Raw genomic sequence first — 18,646 nt, forward strand, 5'->3', positions numbered from 1 at the left:
ACAATCATGAATGTATAACTTTCAGTCTTCGTCTTTTTATCGACTTTGTTCGAGTGGAGTCCGCCGTGTCACTTTCGCTTTGGCAGCAGTGTCTTGCCCGATTGCAGGATGAGTTACCAGCCACAGAATTCAGTATGTGGATACGCCCCCTACAGGCGGAACTGAGCGATAACACGCTGGCTTTGTACGCGCCTAACCGTTTCGTGCTCGACTGGGTGCGTGATAAGTACCTTAATAATATCAATGGCCTGCTCAACGATTTCTGCGGCACCGATGCGCCTTTGCTGCGCTTCGAAGTCGGCAGTAAGCCCGTGACGCAGCCCGTTGCAGAGCTGGCTACTACCGCAGCCCCTGCCCAGGTTGCTCGCGCTGCGGCACCGATGCGCCCAAGCTGGGACAATGTGCCCGCACCGGCTGAACCTTCTTACCGTTCTAACGTTAACCTGAAACACACCTTTGATAACTTCGTTGAAGGTAAATCGAACCAGCTGGCCCGTGCAGCGGCACGCCAGGTGGCCGATAATCCAGGCGGCGCGTATAACCCGCTCTTCCTTTATGGCGGTACGGGTTTAGGTAAAACGCACCTTCTACATGCGGTGGGTAACGGCATCATGGCCCGCAAGCCGAATGCTAAAGTGGTGTACATGCATTCCGAGCGCTTTGTTCAGGACATGGTTAAAGCGCTGCAGAACAACGCTATCGAAGAGTTCAAACGCTACTACCGCTCGGTGGATGCGTTGCTTATCGATGACATCCAGTTTTTTGCCAATAAAGAACGTTCGCAGGAAGAGTTTTTCCACACCTTTAATGCCCTGCTGGAAGGGAATCAACAGATCATTCTGACGTCGGATCGCTATCCAAAAGAGATCAACGGCGTGGAGGATCGTTTGAAATCCCGTTTCGGATGGGGGCTGACGGTGGCGATCGAGCCGCCGGAGCTTGAAACCCGCGTGGCGATCCTGATGAAAAAGGCCGACGAGAACGATATCCGTCTGCCTGGAGAAGTGGCCTTCTTTATTGCCAAGCGACTGCGCTCCAACGTTCGAGAACTGGAAGGGGCGCTGAACCGCGTGATTGCCAACGCCAACTTTACAGGCCGGGCGATTACCATCGACTTCGTGCGTGAAGCGCTGCGCGATCTGCTTGCGCTTCAGGAGAAGCTGGTCACTATCGATAATATTCAGAAAACGGTGGCCGAGTATTATAAAATTAAGGTCGCTGACTTGCTGTCCAAGCGTCGCTCCCGTTCCGTTGCCCGCCCGCGCCAGATGGCGATGGCATTGGCAAAAGAGCTGACCAACCATAGCCTGCCGGAAATTGGCGATGCTTTTGGTGGACGCGATCACACCACGGTTTTACATGCCTGCCGCAAGATTGAGCAGCTGCGTGAAGAAAGCCACGATATCAAAGAAGATTTCTCCAATTTAATCAGAACATTATCTTCGTGACGCTATGAAATTTACCGTTGAACGTGAACATTTATTAAAACCGCTGCAGCAGGTAAGTGGTCCCCTCGGAGGCCGCCCGACTCTGCCTATCCTGGGCAACCTGCTGCTGCAGGTGGCTGAAGGTGCACTCTCTTTAACCGGTACCGATCTGGAAATGGAGATGGTGGCGCGCGTGGCGCTGGTACAGCCTCATGAACCTGGGGCCACGACCGTACCGGCACGTAAATTCTTCGATATCTGCCGTGGCCTGCCGGAAGGGGCGGAAATTGCGGTACAGCTGGAGGGTGACCGCATGCTGGTGCGCTCCGGGCGTAGCCGCTTCTCGCTTTCCACGCTGCCGGCGGCGGACTTCCCGAACCTGGACGACTGGCAAAGCGAGGTAGAATTTACCCTGCCGCAGGCGACCATGAAGCGCCTGATCGAAGCCACGCAGTTCTCTATGGCGCATCAGGACGTTCGCTATTATCTGAACGGCATGCTGTTCGAAACCGAAGGCGAAGACCTGCGTACCGTTGCAACGGACGGCCACCGCCTGGCGGTCTGTTCGATGCCGGTTGGGCAGCCTTTGCCAAATCATTCGGTCATCGTGCCGCGTAAAGGCGTGATTGAGCTGATGCGCATGCTCGACGGCGGAGAAACTCCGCTGCGCGTGCAGATCGGCAGCAATAACATTCGCGCCCACGTCGGCGACTTCATCTTTACCTCCAAGCTGGTGGATGGCCGCTTCCCGGACTATCGTCGCGTACTGCCGAAGAACCCGGATAAACACCTCGATGCGGGCTGCGACCTGCTGAAACAGGCGTTTGCCCGTGCGGCGATTCTGTCGAACGAGAAATTCCGCGGCGTGCGCCTGTTCGTCAGCGCAAACCAGCTGAAAATCACGGCAAACAACCCTGAGCAGGAAGAAGCAGAAGAAATTCTGGACGTTTCCTACGACGGTACCGAGATGGAAATCGGCTTCAACGTCAGCTATGTGCTGGACGTGCTGAACGCCCTGAAGTGCGAGAACGTCCGCATTCTGCTGACCGACTCCGTTTCCAGCGTGCAGATTGAAGACGCGGCCAGCCAGGCGGCGGCCTATGTTGTTATGCCAATGAGACTGTAGATGTCACTTACGCGTTTGCTGATTAAAGACTTTCGCAACATCGAAAACGCGGATCTCGCTCTTTCTCCTGGCTTTAATTTTCTGGTCGGTGCTAACGGCAGCGGCAAAACCAGCGTGCTTGAGGCGATTTATACTCTCGGGCACGGCCGCGCTTTTCGCAGCCTGAAAATTGAACGCGTGATCCGCCATGAGCAGGACGCTTTTGTTTTGCACGGGCGGCTTCAGGACGGTGAAAGGGAAACCGCTATCGGCCTGACCAAAGACCGTACCGGTGACAGCAAAGTACGTATTGACGGCAGCGACGGCCACAAAATCGCCGAACTGGCGATGATGATACCGATGCAGTTGATTACCCCTGAGGGGTTTACTTTGCTGGGCGGCGGCCCCAAATACCGTAGAGCTTTCCTTGATTGGGGCTGCTTTCATAATGAACCCGGCTTTTTTGTGGCCTGGAGCAACCTCAAACGCCTGCTGAAGCAACGTAACGCCGCGTTGCGCCAGGTGACACGCTACGCGCAGCTGCGCCCGTGGGATCAGGAGCTGATTCCGCTGGCCGAGCAAATCAGCCGCTGGCGCGCCGACTACAGCGCCGCCATTGCGGAAGATATGGCCGATACCTGCGCACAATTTTTACCGGAATTCGCCCTTAGCTTCTCCTTCCTGCGCGGCTGGGAGAAAGAGAGCGACTATAGCGAAGTGCTGGAGCGCAATTTCGAACGCGACCGGATGCTGACCTATACCGCACACGGCCCGCATAAAGCGGATTTCCGTATTCGCGCCGACGGTGCGCCGGTAGAAGATACGCTCTCGCGCGGGCAGCTTAAATTACTGATGTGCGCCTTACGACTGGCGCAGGGTGAGTTTCTCACCCGGCAGAACGGGCGGCGTTGCCTGTATCTGATAGATGATTTTGCCTCTGAACTGGATGATGCCAGGCGCGGCCTGTTGGCCAGCCGGTTAAAGGCCACGGAGTCACAAGTTTTTGTTAGCGCGATCAGCGCCGAACATGTGATGGATATGGCGGACAAAAATTCAAAGATGTTCGCCGTGGATCAGGGTAAAATAGCGGATTAACCCAAGATTAAATGAGCGAGAAACGTTGATGTCGAATTCTTATGACTCCTCCAGTATCAAAGTCCTTAAGGGACTGGATGCGGTACGTAAGCGCCCGGGCATGTATATCGGCGATACGGACGACGGCACCGGTCTGCACCACATGGTATTTGAGGTCGTGGATAACGCTATCGACGAAGCGCTCGCGGGCCACTGTAAAGACATCGTGGTCACTATCCACGCGGATAACTCCGTCTCGGTAACCGATGATGGCCGTGGTATTCCTACCGGTATTCACCCGGAAGAGGGTGTTTCTGCAGCGCAGGTTATCATGACCGTACTGCACGCTGGCGGTAAGTTTGATGACAACTCCTATAAGGTGTCCGGCGGCCTGCACGGCGTAGGCGTCTCGGTGGTTAACGCCCTGTCCCAGAAGCTTGAGCTGGTCATTCGCCGCGAAGGTAAAGTGCATCAGCAAACCTACATCCACGGTGAGCCTCAGGCTCCGCTGGCAGTGACCGGTGACGCCGATGTGACCGGGACTCAGGTGCGTTTCTGGCCGAGCCATGAAACCTTCACCAACGTAACCGAATTCGAATACGAAATCCTGGCTAAGCGCCTGCGCGAGCTGTCGTTCCTGAACTCTGGCGTGTCTATCCGCCTGATCGACAAGCGCGACGGCAAGCAGGATCACTTCCACTACGAAGGCGGTATCAAGGCGTTTGTTGAGTACCTCAATAAGAACAAAACCCCGATTCACCCGAATGTGTTCTATTTCAGCACTGAAAAAGACGGGATCGGCGTGGAAGTGGCGCTGCAGTGGAACGACGGTTTCCAGGAAAACATCTACTGCTTCACCAACAACATTCCTCAGCGCGACGGCGGGACTCACCTTGCGGGCTTCCGCGCGGCGATGACCCGTACCCTGAACGCCTACATGGACAAAGAAGGCTACAGCAAAAAAGCCAAAGTTAGCGCCACCGGTGACGATGCGCGTGAAGGCCTGATTGCCGTCGTTTCCGTGAAAGTGCCGGATCCGAAGTTCTCTTCCCAGACCAAAGACAAGCTGGTTTCTTCGGAAGTGAAATCCGCAGTTGAGCAGCAGATGAACGAACTGCTGGCCGAATACCTGCTGGAAAACCCGTCTGACGCGAAAATCGTTGTCGGCAAAATTATTGATGCGGCGCGCGCTCGTGAAGCTGCTCGTCGCGCACGTGAAATGACCCGCCGTAAAGGCGCGCTCGACCTGGCTGGCCTGCCTGGTAAGCTGGCGGACTGCCAGGAACGCGACCCGGCGCTGTCTGAACTGTACCTTGTGGAAGGGGACTCTGCGGGCGGCTCTGCAAAACAGGGGCGTAACCGTAAGAACCAGGCGATCCTGCCGCTGAAAGGTAAAATCCTGAACGTTGAGAAGGCGCGCTTTGACAAGATGCTCTCTTCTCAGGAAGTGGCAACGCTTATCACCGCGCTGGGCTGCGGCATTGGCCGTGACGAATACAACCCGGACAAGCTGCGCTACCACAGCATCATCATCATGACCGATGCCGACGTGGATGGTTCGCACATTCGTACGCTGCTGCTGACCTTCTTCTACCGTCAGATGCCGGAAATCGTAGAACGCGGTCACGTCTACATTGCACAGCCGCCGCTGTACAAAGTGAAGAAAGGCAAGCAGGAACAGTACATCAAAGACGATGAGGCGATGGACCAGTACCAGATCGCTATCGCCCTCGATGGTGCGACTCTGCACACCAACGCCAGTGCACCTGCTCTGGCTGGCGAACCACTTGAGAAGCTGGTGGCGGAATACAACACCGCACAGAAAATGATTGGTCGCATGGAGCGTCGTTATCCACGCAACCTGCTGAACAACCTGGTTTATCACCCGACGCTGCAGGTGGCTGACCTGGCCGATGAAGCGAAAGTGACGCAGTGGATTTCTGCACTGACCACGACGCTGAACGAAAAAGAGCAGCACGGCAGCACCTGGAAATACGACATTCACCATAACGGCGAGCTGAACGTGTTTGAGCCGATTGTACGCGTGCGTACTCATGGCGTGGACACCGACTACGTGCTGGAAAAAGAGTTTGTGGAAGGGGGCGAATATGGCCGTCTTTGCGCTCTCGGTGACAAGCTGCGTGGCCTGATTGAAGAAGATGCGTTTATCGAACGCGGCGAACGTCGTCAGCCGGTAACCAGCTTCGAGCAGGCGCTGGAGTGGCTGCAGAAAGAGTCCCGTCGTGGTCTGGCAATCCAGCGTTATAAAGGCCTGGGCGAGATGAACCCGGATCAGCTGTGGGAAACCACCATGGATCCGGACAGCCGCCGTATGCTTCGCGTTACCGTTAAAGACGCGATTGCCGCGGACCAGCTGTTCACCACCCTGATGGGCGATGCGGTTGAACCTCGTCGTGCGTTTATCGAAGAGAACGCCCTGAAAGCGGCGAACATCGATATCTAAGGTAAATTGTTCTAATCCAGGAGCCGTGCTTTTAGCACGGCTTTATCTTTTTGACAAAGAAGGAAAAAGCATGGTTTTTCCATCTTTGTGGTTAGCAGTCGAAAATCAATGAATTGATTTTCCTCGTTTATTTTTTGGTGCTCTCTGGTATCGCATCAATATTTTTGTATCACCATCGTGATGGAGCCGTGCTTTTAGCACGGCTTTTTTTATGGGCGCTATACTTTCCGGTGTCGAATTTCTACATCACAGAGGCAACTCCCATGGGACTTTTTGATCAGGTTGCGGGCTCGCTGCTGAACGGCGACGCCGGTAAATATCAGGCCATTCTAAGTTGGGTTGAGCAGCAGGGCGGGATTCAGGCACTGCTGGACAAGCTGCGTCAGGGCGGCTTAGGCGAAATCGTTTCCTCGTGGCTCAGCAGCAACAGTACAAACCAGTCGCTGAGCGGCGATCAGATAACCCAGGCGCTGGGTTCACCGTCCGTTGCGGCACTGGGGGAAAAACTGGGCGTGGATACCGACTCGGCTTCCGCTTTACTGGCGGAATATTTGCCGAAGGTGATCGACGCGCTGTCGCCAAACGGCGAAGTCACGCCGGAAGCCCATAACGACCTGCTAAGCGCGGGTGTTAACCTGTTGAAAGGTAAGTTGTTCAGCTGACCTTCTTGTTGGCCCCGGCATTCTGTCCGGGGCTTTTAAAAGAGGAGTTTGCCCGCCGCCTCTCATCCCCCTTTTCCCCGGCGTTTGCTGCTGTTTTTTGAGCGGAATCGCGTTAGCATGAGGTAAATCCATTACCTCTGAAGATCCCATGGCCATAAAACTGATTGCAATTGATATGGATGGCACGCTGCTGCTGCCAGACCACACCATTTCCCCGGCGGTAAAACAGGCCGTTGCGGCGGCACGCGAGCGCGGCGTGAACGTCGTCATCTGTACCGGTCGCCCGTTTGCAGGCGTTGAAAGCTACCTGCGTGAGCTGCAGATGGATAAGCCCGGCGACTACTGCATCACCTACAACGGGGCGCTGGTGCAGAAGGCGAGCGACGGCAGCACCGTCGCCCAGACGGCGCTGAACTATGACGACTATCGTTTCCTGGAAAGCCTGTCCCGCGAAGTGGGTTCGCACTTCCACGCGCTGGATCGCCATACCCTTTACACTGCGAACCGCGATATCAGTTACTACACGGTGCATGAGTCCTTTATCGCCAGCATTCCATTGGTGTTCTGCGAAGCGGAAAACATGGATAAAAACGGCGAGTTCCTGAAAGTCATGATGATTGACGAGCCGGCTATTCTCGATGAGGCCATCGCCCGAATCCCGGCCGACGTCTTTGAGCGTTATACGCTGCTGAAAAGCTCCCCTTACTTTCTGGAAATCCTCGACAAGCGCGTCAATAAAGGCACCGGCGTGAAGTCACTGGCGGAGAAACTGGGCATTAAGCCGGAAGAAGTGATGACCATTGGCGACCAGGAAAACGACATCGCAATGCTGGAATACGCCGGCATGGGTGTGGCAATGGACAACGCGACCGACAAAGTGAAAGCCGTCAGCAACTTCGTCACCAAATCTAACCTGGAAGACGGCGTGGCCTACGCTATTGAGAAGTTTGTACTGAACTAACGCGTTCTTCTCTCGCCTGCTGCCCTGGCTCTGCCGGGGCTTTTTTTTATCTTTTCGTTTATGGGTTGTCTATTATGTGATCCATATTGTAGTACAGCATTGATATATTGTACTACATTGGGCGTCATGAAACGGCAGCGGGTTTCACATTTGTACTTCAAAAATGCGGTGAAATTCGGCGGGAGCGGTAAAGTAGCGGGTAAGACTTTGTGAACAAGGAACCCGTCATGACCCTTAATAAAACCGACCGCATCATCGTCACGCTGGGCCAGCAAATCGTTAGTGGTAAATACGCGCCGGGAGCGGCATTACCGGCAGAAGCCGACCTGTGCGAAGAGTTTGAAACTTCGCGCAACATCATTCGGGAAGTGTTTCGCTCGCTAATGGCAAAGCGGCTGATTGAAATGAAACGCTATCGTGGCGCATTTGTTCAGCCCCGTAATCAGTGGAATTACCTCGATACCGAGGTGTTGCAGTGGGTGCTGGCGAACGATTACGACCCGCGCCTTATCGCCGCGATGAGCGAAGTGCGAAATCTGGTTGAACCTGCCATTGCCCGCTGGGCGGCCGAGCGGGCTACATCGAATGACCTGGCGCGGATAGAAGGCGCCCTGAACGATATGGTGGCGAATAACCAAAGCCGCGATGCGTTTAACGAGGCGGATATTCGCTACCACGAAGCGGTCCTGGAGTCCGTGCATAACCCGGTTTTGCAGCAGTTGAGTATTGCTATCAGCTCCCTGCAGCGGGCCGTTTTTGAGCGAACCTGGATGGGGGATGAGGCCAATATGCCGAGGACCCTGCAGGAACATAAAGCGCTGTATGACGCGATCCGTCACCAGGACAGCGCGGCAGCGGAGCAGGCGGCGCTCACCATGATCGCCAGCTCCACTAAACGACTAAAGGACATTACATGACAACTCGCTACATCGCCATTGACTGGGGATCGACCAACCTTCGCGCCTGGCTTTACCAGGGTGAAGCGTGCATCGACAGCCGCAAAAGTACTTCAGGCGTTACGCGCCTGGGCGGCAGATCCCCGGAGGCGGTGTTTAGTGAGATTGTTGCAGGCTGGCGAGACACGCCCACGCCTGTGCTGATGGCCGGTATGGTCGGCAGCAACGCAGGCTGGAAAATTGCTCCGTATCTGCCGTGCCCTGCGCGTTTTGCTACTTTCAGCGAGCAGATGACCGCCGCGGCTGAGCAGGTGTGGATAGTCCCTGGCCTGTGCGTTCAGCGCGAAGACAACCAAAACGTGATGCGCGGCGAAGAAACCCAACTGCTGGGCGCCCGCTCGCTGCAGCCTGCTCCGCTTTACATTATGCCCGGCACCCACTGCAAATGGGTGCAAACAGATGAAGAGTCGGTGCTCGATTTCCGCACCGTCTTGACCGGCGAACTGCATCATCTGCTACTTCAGCATTCCCTGATTGGTACCGGTCTGCCGGAACAGCAGGCCAGCCCCGAGGCGTTTAACGCCGGGCTCGAGCGTGGGATCAATGATGACAACCTGCTGCCGCAGCTCTTTGAGATCCGCGCCGCGCACGTCCTGGGCCAGCTTCCGCGAGAGCAGGTAAGCGACTTCCTTTCCGGGCTGTTGATTGGCAGCGAAGTGGCGACAATGACGCGCCGTTTCGCTTGTCCGGTCGGGCAGCCTGTCACTATTGTTGCCAACCCGGCGCTTAGCGCTCGCTACCAGGTGGCTTTATCTCAGCTCGGCTTTAGCAGCCAGGTGATAGATGGCGACAATGCTTTCCAGGCAGGAATAAGGAGTATTGCAAATGCAGTGGCAAACTAAGCTTCCGCTGATCGCGATTTTACGCGGTATCACCCCGCAGGAGGTTAAGGCGCACGTGGCTGCGCTGCTGGACGCCGGGTTTGATGCGGTGGAAATTCCCCTCAACTCACCGCAGTGGCAGCAAAGCATCGCTTCGATGGTCGCAGAGTTCGGCGATAAAGCGCTGATCGGGGCGGGCACGGTGCTCAAGACGGAGCAAGTGGATGAGCTGGCGGCGATGGGCAGCAAGCTGATGGTCACACCCAACACACAGCCGGATGTGATTCGCCGTGCCGTGGCAAACGGTATGACGGTTTGTGCGGGCTGCGCGACGGCCTCTGAAGCTTTTTCCGCACTGGATGCGGGCGCTCAGACGCTGAAAATTTTCCCTTCTTCTGCCTTCGGGCCGGACTATATCAAGGCGCTGAAAGCCGTGCTTCCGCCGGAGGTGCCGGTGTTTGCCGTCGGGGGCGTCACCCCGGAAAACCTGCACATCTGGCTGCAGGCCGGCTGTGCAGGTGCGGGTCTGGGGAGTGATTTATACCGCGCCGGGCAGCCGGTGAGCCGCACCAGCGAAAGGGCAAAAGCATTTGTTAAAGCGTATCAAGAGGCCGTGCAATGAAAATTACCAAACTGACGACGTACCGTTTACCGCCCCGCTGGATGTTCCTGAAAATTGAAACAGACGAAGGCGTAGTGGGCTGGGGGGAACCGGTTATTGAAGGCCGCGCCCGCAGCGTTGAGGCGGCGGTGCATGAGTTAAGCGAATACCTGATTGGCCAGGATCCTGCCCGCATTAACGACCTGTGGCAGGTGATGTATCGCGGTGGATTTTACCGCGGCGGACCGATTTTGATGAGCGCTATTGCCGGTATCGACCAGGCGCTGTGGGATATTAAAGGTAAGGTGCTCAACGCGCCGGTATGGCAGCTGATGGGCGGCCTGGTACGGGATAAAATTAAAGCCTACAGCTGGGTCGGCGGCGATCGCCCGGCGGATGTGATCGACGGGATTAAATCTTTACGTAAAATTGGTTTTGATACCTTTAAGTTAAACGGCTGCGAGGAGATGGGCATTATTGATAATTCCCGCGCCGTTGATTCTGCGGTAAATACTGTCGCGAAAATTCGAGAAGCCTTCGGCAATGAAATTGAATTTGGTCTTGATTTTCATGGGCGAGTTAGCGCCCCAATGGCGAAAGTATTAATTAAAGAGCTGGAGCCGTATCGCCCCCTGTTTATTGAAGAGCCGGTTCTGGCTGAACAGGCAGAATATTACCCACGGCTGGCCGCACAGACGCATATTCCTATTGCGGCGGGTGAACGTATGTTTTCTCGATTTGAATTCAAACGCGTACTGGAGGCAGGTGGGATTGCTATTCTGCAGCCGGATCTCTCGCATGCAGGTGGCATCACTGAGTGTTACAAAATTGCAGGCATGGCAGAGGCTTACGATGTTTCTCTGGCACCGCACTGCCCGCTGGGGCCGATTGCGCTGGCCGCCTGTTTACACATCGACTTTGTTTCCCACAATGCGGTATTCCAGGAGCAAAGCATGGGCATCCACTATAACAAAGGCGCCGAGCTGCTTGATTTTGTAAAAAATAAAGAAGACTTCAAAATGGACGGCGGTTATTTCCTGCCGTTGATGAAGCCGGGTCTTGGCGTTGAAATTGATGAAGAGCAGGTGATTGCCCGCAGTAAAAACGTTACCGACTGGCGCAACCCTTTATGGCGTCACGCCGACGGTTCCGTGGCTGAATGGTAAAGAAATAACGCCAGACGTCAGCAGTAAACAATAAAACATTATAAACACCCTCTGTATAACAGGGCATGGTGATGAGATTCCCCATGCCATATTTTGGAGACGAAATATCATGGATATTTCTGCAACTGCGGCGAAACCTACGCGCCGCCGTTATTTAACGTTGGTGATGATCTTTATTACGGTGGTGATTTGCTACGTTGACCGCGCCAACCTCGCGGTCGCGTCGGCCCATATTCAGGAAGAGTTTGGCATCACCAAAACGGAAATGGGTTATATCTTCTCGGCCTTTGCCTGGCTTTATACCCTGTGCCAGATCCCGGGCGGCTGGTTTCTCGACCGCGTGGGTTCCCGACTGACCTACTTTATTGCCATCATGGGGTGGTCCGTTGCCACGTTATTCCAGGGGTTTGCGACCGGCCTGATGTCGCTGATTGGCCTGCGTGCGATCACGGGTATTTTTGAAGCGCCGGCGTTCCCGACCAATAACCGTATGGTGACCAGCTGGTTCCCCGAGCGTGAGCGTGCCTCTGCCGTGGGCTTTTACACCTCCGGGCAGTTTGTTGGCCTGGCGTTCCTGACGCCGCTGCTGATCTGGATCCAGGAGATGCTCAGCTGGCACTGGGTGTTTATCGTTACCGGCGGCATTGGCATTATTTGGGCGTTGATCTGGATAAAGGTTTATCAGCCGCCGCGTAAAAGTAAAGGTATTAACGCCGCTGAGCTGGAGTATATCCGTGAGGGTGGTGGTCTGATAGACGGCGATGCGCCGGTTGAGAAAAAGGAGCGCAAGCCGCTGAGTGCCGCCGACTGGAAGCTAGTGTTCCACCGCAAACTGGTGGGCGTCTATCTGGGCCAGTTCGCGGTTGCCTCTACGCTGTGGTTCTTCCTGACCTGGTTCCCTAACTACCTGACGCAGGAAAAAGGCATCACCGCGTTGAAAGCAGGTTTTATGACGACGGTGCCGTTCCTGGCCGCTTTCTTTGGCGTGCTGCTGTCCGGATGGGTTGCCGACCGCCTGGTACGTAAAGGATATTCGCTGGGGATTGCGCGTAAAACGCCGATCATCTGCGGTCTGCTGCTTTCTACCTGCATTATGGCCGCCAACTACACTGAAGATCCGATGTGGATCATGATCCTGATGGCGATTGCCTTCTTCGGCAACGGCTTTGCCTCTATCACGTGGTCACTGGTGTCTTCCCTGGCACCGATGCGCCTGATTGGACTGACGGGAGGCGTGTTTAACTTTGTGGGCGGCCTGGGTGGGATTACCGTGCCACTGGTCGTCGGTTATCTGGCTCAGGGCTACGGATTTGCCCCGGCGCTGGTGTATATCGCGGCGGTTGCTCTGCTGGGCGCACTTTCCTACATCCTGCTGGTGGGAAAAGTGGAAAGGGTTGGTCAATAAGAAAGTCGGGGGCGCCGGGCGCGCTCCCGAACTGTCGGATGCAGGGGGATGTATGAAAGACTGCTTTCCCGAAAAATTTTGGTGGGGTACGGCGACCAGCGCCACGCAGTCAGAGGGGCGAGCTGAGGGCGATGGTAAGGGGGTGTCGCGCCCGGCGAGATCAAAGCGGTGATGGTACCGGATGAGTTTGTCGGTGAGGTTAGCAAGCTGCTGGGGCAGCACGCTGATACCTCTCACATTCGAGTGCTGCCACATTCCGCGATTACGACGTAGGTTTTAAACGGTTCAATCTCCGCCGCGAAAACGATCTGTTCCTTAGCCCGTTTGATATGCGGCAGCCTGGCAAAGTGGAAAGGGCGGGCCAATTCTTTTACCCTGAGGCGTACTCAGCGCTTCAGGGCAAAACCGTGATCAAACAACTCACCTTCGCACCGCGTCATCATCAGCTGACGAACATTAACACTTGGACGCCGGACGGCCAGTGGCTGGCCTTTGACGTACGGCCCTCGGGTGCGTCTTTCACCGGCTCAACTATTGAACGGGTCAATGTTCTGACCGGCGACGTGGAGGTGGTCTATCGCGCCCCTGAAGGCGCGCACGTTGGCGTGGTGACCGTGAACCCACGGCAGCCGGAACGCTATGTCTTTATTCACGGCCCGGAGAACCCGGATGCCGACTGGCACTATGACTTCCACCACCGCCGCGGGGTGGTTGTAGAGCAGGGTCAGGCCAGCAATCTTGATGCAATGGATATCACCTCACCCTATACCCCAGGCGCGCTGCGCGGCGGCAGCCATGTTCACGTCTGGAGTCCGGACGGCAGCCGCCTGAGCTTCACCTACAACGACCACGTTATGCATGAGCTTGATGCGCGTCTCGACCTGCGTAACGTCGGCGTCGCGCTGCCTTTTGGCTCCGTGACGCCAGCCAAACAGCATCCTCGAGAATACGACGGAAGTCATTATTGCGTGCTGGTGAGCCGCACAACGGCAGAGCCTCAGCCCTGCAGCGATGAGATTAACCGCGCCTACGAAGAAGGCTGGGTTGGGGAGCACGGTTACCGGAAGCCAGACGGGCGCATTCAGCGCTGGGCGCTGGCGTTTATCGGCGATACCCGGTCGCTGAGCGGTGAAAAAGTGCCAGAGCTGTTTATCGTAGATCTGCCAGACGAAGCACAGGCTTATCAGCTTGCCGGAGGCGAACCGCTGTGCGGCACCGATACCACGCTGCCCGCACCGCCAAAAGGCGTGATGCAGCGCAGGCTGACCTATACCCACGAGCGCCGTTATCCGGGCCTGGTGAATCAGCCCCGGCACTGGATCCGCAGCAGCCCGGACGGCAGCCAGCTTGCCTTCCTGATGCGCGATGACGGCGGCGTGGTGCAACTCTGGGTTATTTCCCCGAACGGCGGTGAGCCCCGGCAGGTGACCGAGGGGCAACATGGTATTCAGTCGGCCTTTAACTGGCACCCTTCAGGTAAAGCTCTTGGGTTTGTGCAGCAGGGACATGTGGTGCTGTGTGACGCGCAAAGCGGAGCGATGACAACATTAGGTGCAACTGAAGGGGAAGCGCCTTCCGGGGACGCTATCGTCTTTTCCCCAGACGGCAAGCAGGTTGCCTGGATGCAGGACATCGATGGTTTCCGCCAGCTATGGTGTGCGGAAACCGGTCTTTAAGTGGCTCAGTGAGGCAGTTCTGCCGGTGGGATAACGGCGTTGGTGGCCAGATTCTGTTGCTCGCTGGCTTCAACGCGCGATCTCACCGAGTTGTCCTTACGGAACATATCCCACGGTAAAAGCACCGTATCCAGCACGGCAGTAAACGGTAGATCAAGCGCAACCAGTGGTTTTATCGCCCAGCTTGTTTCATCGTCGCCAAGCGTTGCCGCGCTGGCTCGTGTGCCCGGATACAAACCTTCTTTGCCGCCGCTGTGTGACATCATGCTGGAGCAGCCGGTCAGTAATAACAGCCCGCTGCTAAGCACCAGAGTTGGAAACCAGTTTCTCATTATCATTTTGCTGTCATCTTCAATGGTTGGCGGAGTACCAGCCCCAGCGGAGTTATAACACTCGCCTGTGATTTAAAAATGCCCATCGTTCCGCTCTGCGGCGGCTATCGCATATTTTTAACCTTTTATGCTGTTTGCCAGTCTAAGTAAGGAAAGCCGTTCACGCAAAAAATTTGCGTTCAGGCGCCTTGAAAAATTTTAGGCAAGCCACATTTTAATAAGGCAACCAGAGAGAGTACGCCGATTGGGTACTCAGGTTCATGGCCTGTCCAAAGGGAAGGCTTTTACATCTTACTCGCTGATTTCAGGAGCTTTTTATTATGCGTAATTTCGATCTTTCTCCGTTGTACCGTTCCGCCATCGGTTTTGACCGTCTGTTTAATTTGCTGGAAAGCAATCAGAGCCAAAGTAACGGCGGTTACCCTCCGTACAACGTTGAATTAGTGGACGAAAACCACTATCGCATTGCTATCGCCGTTGCCGGTTTCGCCGAAAGCGAACTTGAGATCACTGCCCAGGATAACTTGCTTATCGTCAAAGGGGCACACGCGGGCGAGGAGCAGGAGCGGACTTACCTCTACCAGGGCATTGCCGAACGCAACTTCGAGCGTAAATTCCAGCTGGCGGAAAATATCCACGTCCGTGGCGCAAACCTGGTCAACGGCCTGCTGTACATCAGCCTGGAACGTGAAATTCCAGAATCGATGAAGCCTCGCCGCATCGAAATCAACTAATTCATCGGGTCGCGCCGCGCGCGGCCCGTCATCAAGCTGGCTTGCCGTCAGGGAGCCAATGCCCGTTCGCATGCGGGCAGGTTATTTCTTGCTTCAAAGAAGGAGAAAACACGATGCGTAACTACGATTTATCCCCACTTCTGCGTCAATGGATCGGCTTCGATAAACTGGCCAACGCGCTGCAGTCCAGCGGTGAAAGCCAGGGCTTCCCGCCGTACAACATCGAAAAAAGCGACGATAACCATTACCGCATCACGCTGGCTTTGGCCGGTTTCCGCCAGGAAGATCTTGATATTGAACTGGAAGGTACCCGCCTGAGCGTAAAGGGCACGCCGGTTAAACCGGAAAAAGAGATCAACTGGCTGCATCAGGGGTTGGTCACTCAGCCATTCAGTCTGAGTTTCACCCTGGCCGAGCATATGCAGGTCTCAGGGGCGACGTTCACCAACGGTTTGCTGCACATTGACCTGGTGCGTGAAATTCCTGAAGACGTTGCTCCGCAGCGGATCGCCATTAGCGAACGCCCGGCGCTGAATAGCTAAATAATTTTCTTATATTAAGTATTAAGGCCCCTGAAAATGGGGCCTTTTTTGTGCTCCGCACCCCATTATCCTCCCCGTAGCTCTGCCAGAATCCTTAGTAATAATAATGTTATTCACAGGGATTATATATGAGTGGAATAGCGTTAACCGTCAGCATGCTGGCGCTGGTCGCCGTCGTGGGACTGTGGATCGGCAATATCAAGATCCGCGGAGTGGGGTTCGGTATCGGAGGCGTGCTGTTTGGCGGCATCATTGTCGGCCACTTTGTCAATCAGGCCGGGATTGGCCTGAACGGTGACATGCTGCACTTTATCCAGGAGTTTGGGCTGATCCTGTTTGTTTACACAATAGGCATCCAGGTGGGTCCAGGCTTCTTCTCATCCCTGCGCGTTTCCGGCCTGCGGCTAAATCTGTTCGCTATTTTGATCGTCGTGCTTGGCGCGTTGGTCACCGCCGTGGTCTACAAGCTGTTTGATGTGCCGCTGCCGGTGGTGTTGGGGATCTTCTCCGGTGCCGTCACAAATACTCCGGCGCTGGGCGCCGGGCAGCAGATCCTCACCGATCTCGGTACGCCCGGGCAATTGGTTGACCAAATGGGGATGAGCTACGCGATGGCCTACCCGTTTGGGATTTGCGGCATCCTGCTGACCATGTGGCTGTTACGCATGGCCTTTCGCGTCAGCGTTGACAAAGAAGCGCAGCAGTTTGAGGCCAGCAGCGGCCAAAATCACGCCCGGCTGCACACCATGAATATCTGCATCGCCAACCCAAACCTGAACGGGCTGGCGATTCAGGATGTCCCAGGCCTCAACAGCGACGAGATTATCTGCTCCCGGCTCAAGCGCGGAGAGCTGCTAATGGTGCCTTCCCCGGGGACGATAGTTCAGACCGGCGACCTGTTACACCTGGTTGGGGCAGAAAAGGATCTGCACAAAGCGCTGCTGGTGATCGGCAACGAAGTGGATACCTCGCTTTCCACGCGAGGCACGGATCTGCGCGTGGAGCGCGTCGTGGTAACCAACGAAAAGGTTCTGGGCAAGAAGATCCGCGATCTGCACCTGAAGCAGAAATACGACGTGGTGATTTCGCGCCTTAACCGCGCCGGGGTTGAGCTGGTGGCCAGCAGCAACGCCAGCCTGCAGTTCGGCGACATCCTCAACCTGGTCGGACGCCCCCAATCGATAGACGCGGTTGCGGCAGAAGTCGGTAACGCGCAACACAAGCTGCAGCAGGTGCAAATGCTGCCGGTGTTTATCGGTATCGGGCTTGGCGTGCTGCTGGGATCCATTCCGCTGTTTATCCCCGGTTTCCCGGCGGCGCTGCGCCTTGGGCTGGCCGGCGGGCCGCTGATTATGGCGCTGATCCTCGGGCGCATCGGCAGCATCGGCAAGCTTTACTGGTTTATGCCGCCGAGCGCGAATCTGGCGCTGCGCGAGCTGGGCATCGTCCTGTTTCTGGCGGTGGTCGGGCTTAAGTCCGGCGGAGATTTTATTGACACGCTGCTGGTGGGCGACGGGGTCAGCTGGATTGGCTACGGCATTCTGATCACTGCGGTGCCGCTGATTACCGTCGGCCTGCTTGCTCGCCTGCTGGTGAAGATGAACTACCTGACGCTGTGCGGCATGCTGGCGGGCTCGATGACAGACCCGCCTGCGCTGGCCTTTGCCAACGGGCTACATGCTACCAGCGGAGCCGCCGCGCTTTCTTATGCCACGGTTTACCCGCTGGTGATGTTCCTGCGCATCATTACACCTCAACTGCTGGCGCTGCTGTTCTGGGGGCTATAGCTGACTGCCGTCCGGCTGGCCGGGCGGCACCCTCGAATGATCCCTGCGTAAGTGGTAATCCACCTGATATTCGCTGGCATTTCTGAACATCACCGAATAGTTAAGAAACTCGCCTTTGTCGCTGTAGGAGAGCGAGGTGATGCGCAAAATCGGTGTCGCCTCCGCGATGTTCAGCAGTTTTGCCGTTTTGGCGTCGGCGAGCACCGGCGTCAGCGTTTCATAGTTGCCGCTGATGACAACCTGGCATTCATCTTCGATATAACTGAATTTTGACCCCTCAAGATGGGCCAGGGACAGGTTACGAAAGAGTTTGACCGGCATATAGCTGTCTTCCACCATCAGCGGCTTGCCGCCCACGGCGCGCACGCGGCGGGAGTAATAAATTTTTTCGTCGATCTTAATGCGCAGCAGGCTGGCTATCGCCGGGGGCGCGGGCATCACGTTAAACTCCAGCACCTCGCTCAGAACCTCTTTTCCCTGGCTGCGCATCACTTCCACAAAACCCGTGAGGTTAGTGGTTTCGTGGTGAACATCTTTTTTGGTGACCCAGGTGCCGCTGCCCTGGCGGCGATTAACCAGACCCCAGCCCACAAGCAAATCCACCGCTTTACGAATCGTCATGCGCGACACGCCAAATTCTTCAGCCAGCTTCTTTTCCCCAGGGAGCGGGCTGCCGATGGTGTAGTCGGCGGAGTTAAGCCGCAGCCGTAGCCTGTCGGCAATTGATTTGTAGATCATAGCTGGACATCTCCAGGCATTATCACGCCGTTATATGTCGGTTAATTGTCTAGTTTTAACTCTAAAAGTAGACAACTTTGATCAAATAAAAACCATGAATACGATCACGAATCGCGGCGCCTGACGCGGCGAGCCACCGCCCGCGCTCATATCCTCAGCTTCAGGCCAACTAAAAAAATAAGGCCGCCTCTTACT

At 55.7% G+C, this 18,646-nt stretch carries 16 protein-coding genes and 2 pseudogenes; 16 read left to right on the forward strand and 2 right to left on the reverse strand.

The window, feature by feature from the left end; all coding sequences use genetic code 11:
- Nucleotides 1–65 precede the first annotated feature (65 nt).
- The 13 genes and pseudogenes from dnaA to F3J29_RS16815 all read left to right on the forward strand — a co-directional run bounded on the left by dnaA (nucleotide 66) and on the right by F3J29_RS16815 (nucleotide 14,318).
- On the forward strand, nucleotides 66–1,448 hold the full coding sequence (gene dnaA, locus F3J29_RS16755; protein WP_166867759.1) for a chromosomal replication initiator protein DnaA: 1,383 nt from the start codon (nucleotides 66–68) through the stop codon (nucleotides 1,446–1,448).
- A gap of 4 nt (nucleotides 1,449–1,452) precedes the next feature.
- A complete protein-coding gene (dnaN, locus tag F3J29_RS16760) occupies nucleotides 1,453–2,553 on the forward strand; it encodes a DNA polymerase III subunit beta (RefSeq protein ID WP_038477583.1) in 1,101 nt (366 codons plus the stop codon).
- Nucleotides 2,554–3,627, forward strand: coding sequence for a DNA replication/repair protein RecF (gene recF, locus F3J29_RS16765; RefSeq protein ID WP_166867761.1), 1,074 nt, complete (start codon nucleotides 2,554–2,556; stop codon nucleotides 3,625–3,627).
- A gap of 28 nt (nucleotides 3,628–3,655) precedes the next feature.
- Nucleotides 3,656–6,070, forward strand: a complete 2,415-nt coding sequence (gyrB, locus tag F3J29_RS16770; protein WP_166867763.1) for a DNA topoisomerase (ATP-hydrolyzing) subunit B — start codon at nucleotides 3,656–3,658, stop codon at nucleotides 6,068–6,070.
- A gap of 263 nt (nucleotides 6,071–6,333) precedes the next feature.
- Nucleotides 6,334–6,732 carry a YidB family protein gene (locus F3J29_RS16775; protein WP_166867765.1) on the forward strand — a complete coding sequence of 133 codons (399 nt, stop codon included), beginning with the start codon at nucleotides 6,334–6,336 and terminating at the stop codon, nucleotides 6,730–6,732.
- Between the two features lie 148 nt (nucleotides 6,733–6,880).
- The gene (yidA, locus tag F3J29_RS16780; RefSeq protein WP_166867767.1) at nucleotides 6,881–7,693 is read left to right on the forward strand and encodes a sugar-phosphatase; all 813 of its coding nucleotides are present in this window, start codon (nucleotides 6,881–6,883) and stop codon (nucleotides 7,691–7,693) included.
- A gap of 227 nt (nucleotides 7,694–7,920) precedes the next feature.
- Nucleotides 7,921–8,610 carry a D-galactonate utilization transcriptional regulator DgoR gene (dgoR, locus tag F3J29_RS16785; protein ID WP_166867769.1) on the forward strand — a complete coding sequence of 230 codons (690 nt, stop codon included), beginning with the start codon at nucleotides 7,921–7,923 and terminating at the stop codon, nucleotides 8,608–8,610.
- A complete protein-coding gene (locus F3J29_RS16790) occupies nucleotides 8,607–9,491 on the forward strand; it encodes a 2-dehydro-3-deoxygalactonokinase (RefSeq protein ID WP_166867771.1) in 885 nt (294 codons plus the stop codon). Before dgoR ends, F3J29_RS16790 begins: the two co-directional genes overlap by 4 nt.
- Nucleotides 9,475–10,092 carry a 2-dehydro-3-deoxy-6-phosphogalactonate aldolase gene (locus tag F3J29_RS16795; protein ID WP_166867773.1) on the forward strand — a complete coding sequence of 206 codons (618 nt, stop codon included), beginning with the start codon at nucleotides 9,475–9,477 and terminating at the stop codon, nucleotides 10,090–10,092. The genes F3J29_RS16790 and F3J29_RS16795 overlap by 17 nt, the downstream gene beginning before the upstream one ends.
- Nucleotides 10,089–11,237, forward strand: coding sequence for a galactonate dehydratase (dgoD, locus tag F3J29_RS16800; protein WP_166867775.1), 1,149 nt, complete (start codon nucleotides 10,089–10,091; stop codon nucleotides 11,235–11,237). Before F3J29_RS16795 ends, dgoD begins: the two co-directional genes overlap by 4 nt.
- A gap of 65 nt (nucleotides 11,238–11,302) precedes the next feature.
- Nucleotides 11,303–12,642, forward strand: a pseudogene (locus tag F3J29_RS16805) (MFS transporter).
- 52 nt (nucleotides 12,643–12,694) lie between these two features.
- Nucleotides 12,695–12,781, forward strand: a pseudogene (locus F3J29_RS16810) (family 1 glycosylhydrolase); the annotation flags it as partial.
- 271 nt (nucleotides 12,782–13,052) lie between these two features.
- Complete coding sequence (locus F3J29_RS16815) at nucleotides 13,053–14,318, forward strand: YidR family protein (RefSeq protein ID WP_166868103.1); 1,266 nt, start codon at nucleotides 13,053–13,055, stop codon at nucleotides 14,316–14,318.
- Between the two features lie 5 nt (nucleotides 14,319–14,323).
- Here the strand turns inward: F3J29_RS16815 and F3J29_RS16820 are convergent, their stop codons facing one another.
- Nucleotides 14,324–14,656 carry a YceK/YidQ family lipoprotein gene (locus F3J29_RS16820; protein ID WP_166867779.1) on the reverse strand — a complete coding sequence of 111 codons (333 nt, stop codon included), beginning with the start codon at nucleotides 14,654–14,656 and terminating at the stop codon, nucleotides 14,324–14,326.
- 314 nt (nucleotides 14,657–14,970) lie between these two features.
- On the opposite strand from F3J29_RS16820, the gene ibpA reads away from it, so the two are divergent.
- From ibpA to F3J29_RS16835, 3 genes are all read left to right on the forward strand, one after another.
- Nucleotides 14,971–15,384 (forward strand): small heat shock chaperone IbpA, encoded by a 414-nt coding sequence (ibpA, locus tag F3J29_RS16825; RefSeq protein ID WP_166867781.1) that lies wholly within the window; start codon nucleotides 14,971–14,973, stop codon nucleotides 15,382–15,384.
- Nucleotides 15,385–15,497: 113 nt separating this feature from the next.
- Nucleotides 15,498–15,926 (forward strand): small heat shock chaperone IbpB, encoded by a 429-nt coding sequence (gene ibpB / locus F3J29_RS16830; RefSeq protein WP_166867783.1) that lies wholly within the window; start codon nucleotides 15,498–15,500, stop codon nucleotides 15,924–15,926.
- A 128-nt stretch (nucleotides 15,927–16,054) separates the two neighbouring features.
- Nucleotides 16,055–17,713 carry a putative transporter gene (locus F3J29_RS16835; RefSeq protein WP_166867784.1) on the forward strand — a complete coding sequence of 553 codons (1,659 nt, stop codon included), beginning with the start codon at nucleotides 16,055–16,057 and terminating at the stop codon, nucleotides 17,711–17,713.
- Here the strand turns inward: F3J29_RS16835 and F3J29_RS16840 are convergent.
- Nucleotides 17,708–18,451, reverse strand: a complete 744-nt coding sequence (locus F3J29_RS16840; protein WP_166867786.1) for a GntR family transcriptional regulator — start codon at nucleotides 18,449–18,451, stop codon at nucleotides 17,708–17,710. The genes F3J29_RS16835 and F3J29_RS16840 overlap by 6 nt on opposite strands.
- Between the last annotated feature and the right edge of the window lie 195 nt (nucleotides 18,452–18,646).

It is taken from the genome of Enterobacter sp. Cy-643 (genome assembly GCF_011752815.1).
Taxonomy (GTDB): domain Bacteria; phylum Pseudomonadota; class Gammaproteobacteria; order Enterobacterales; family Enterobacteriaceae; genus Cedecea.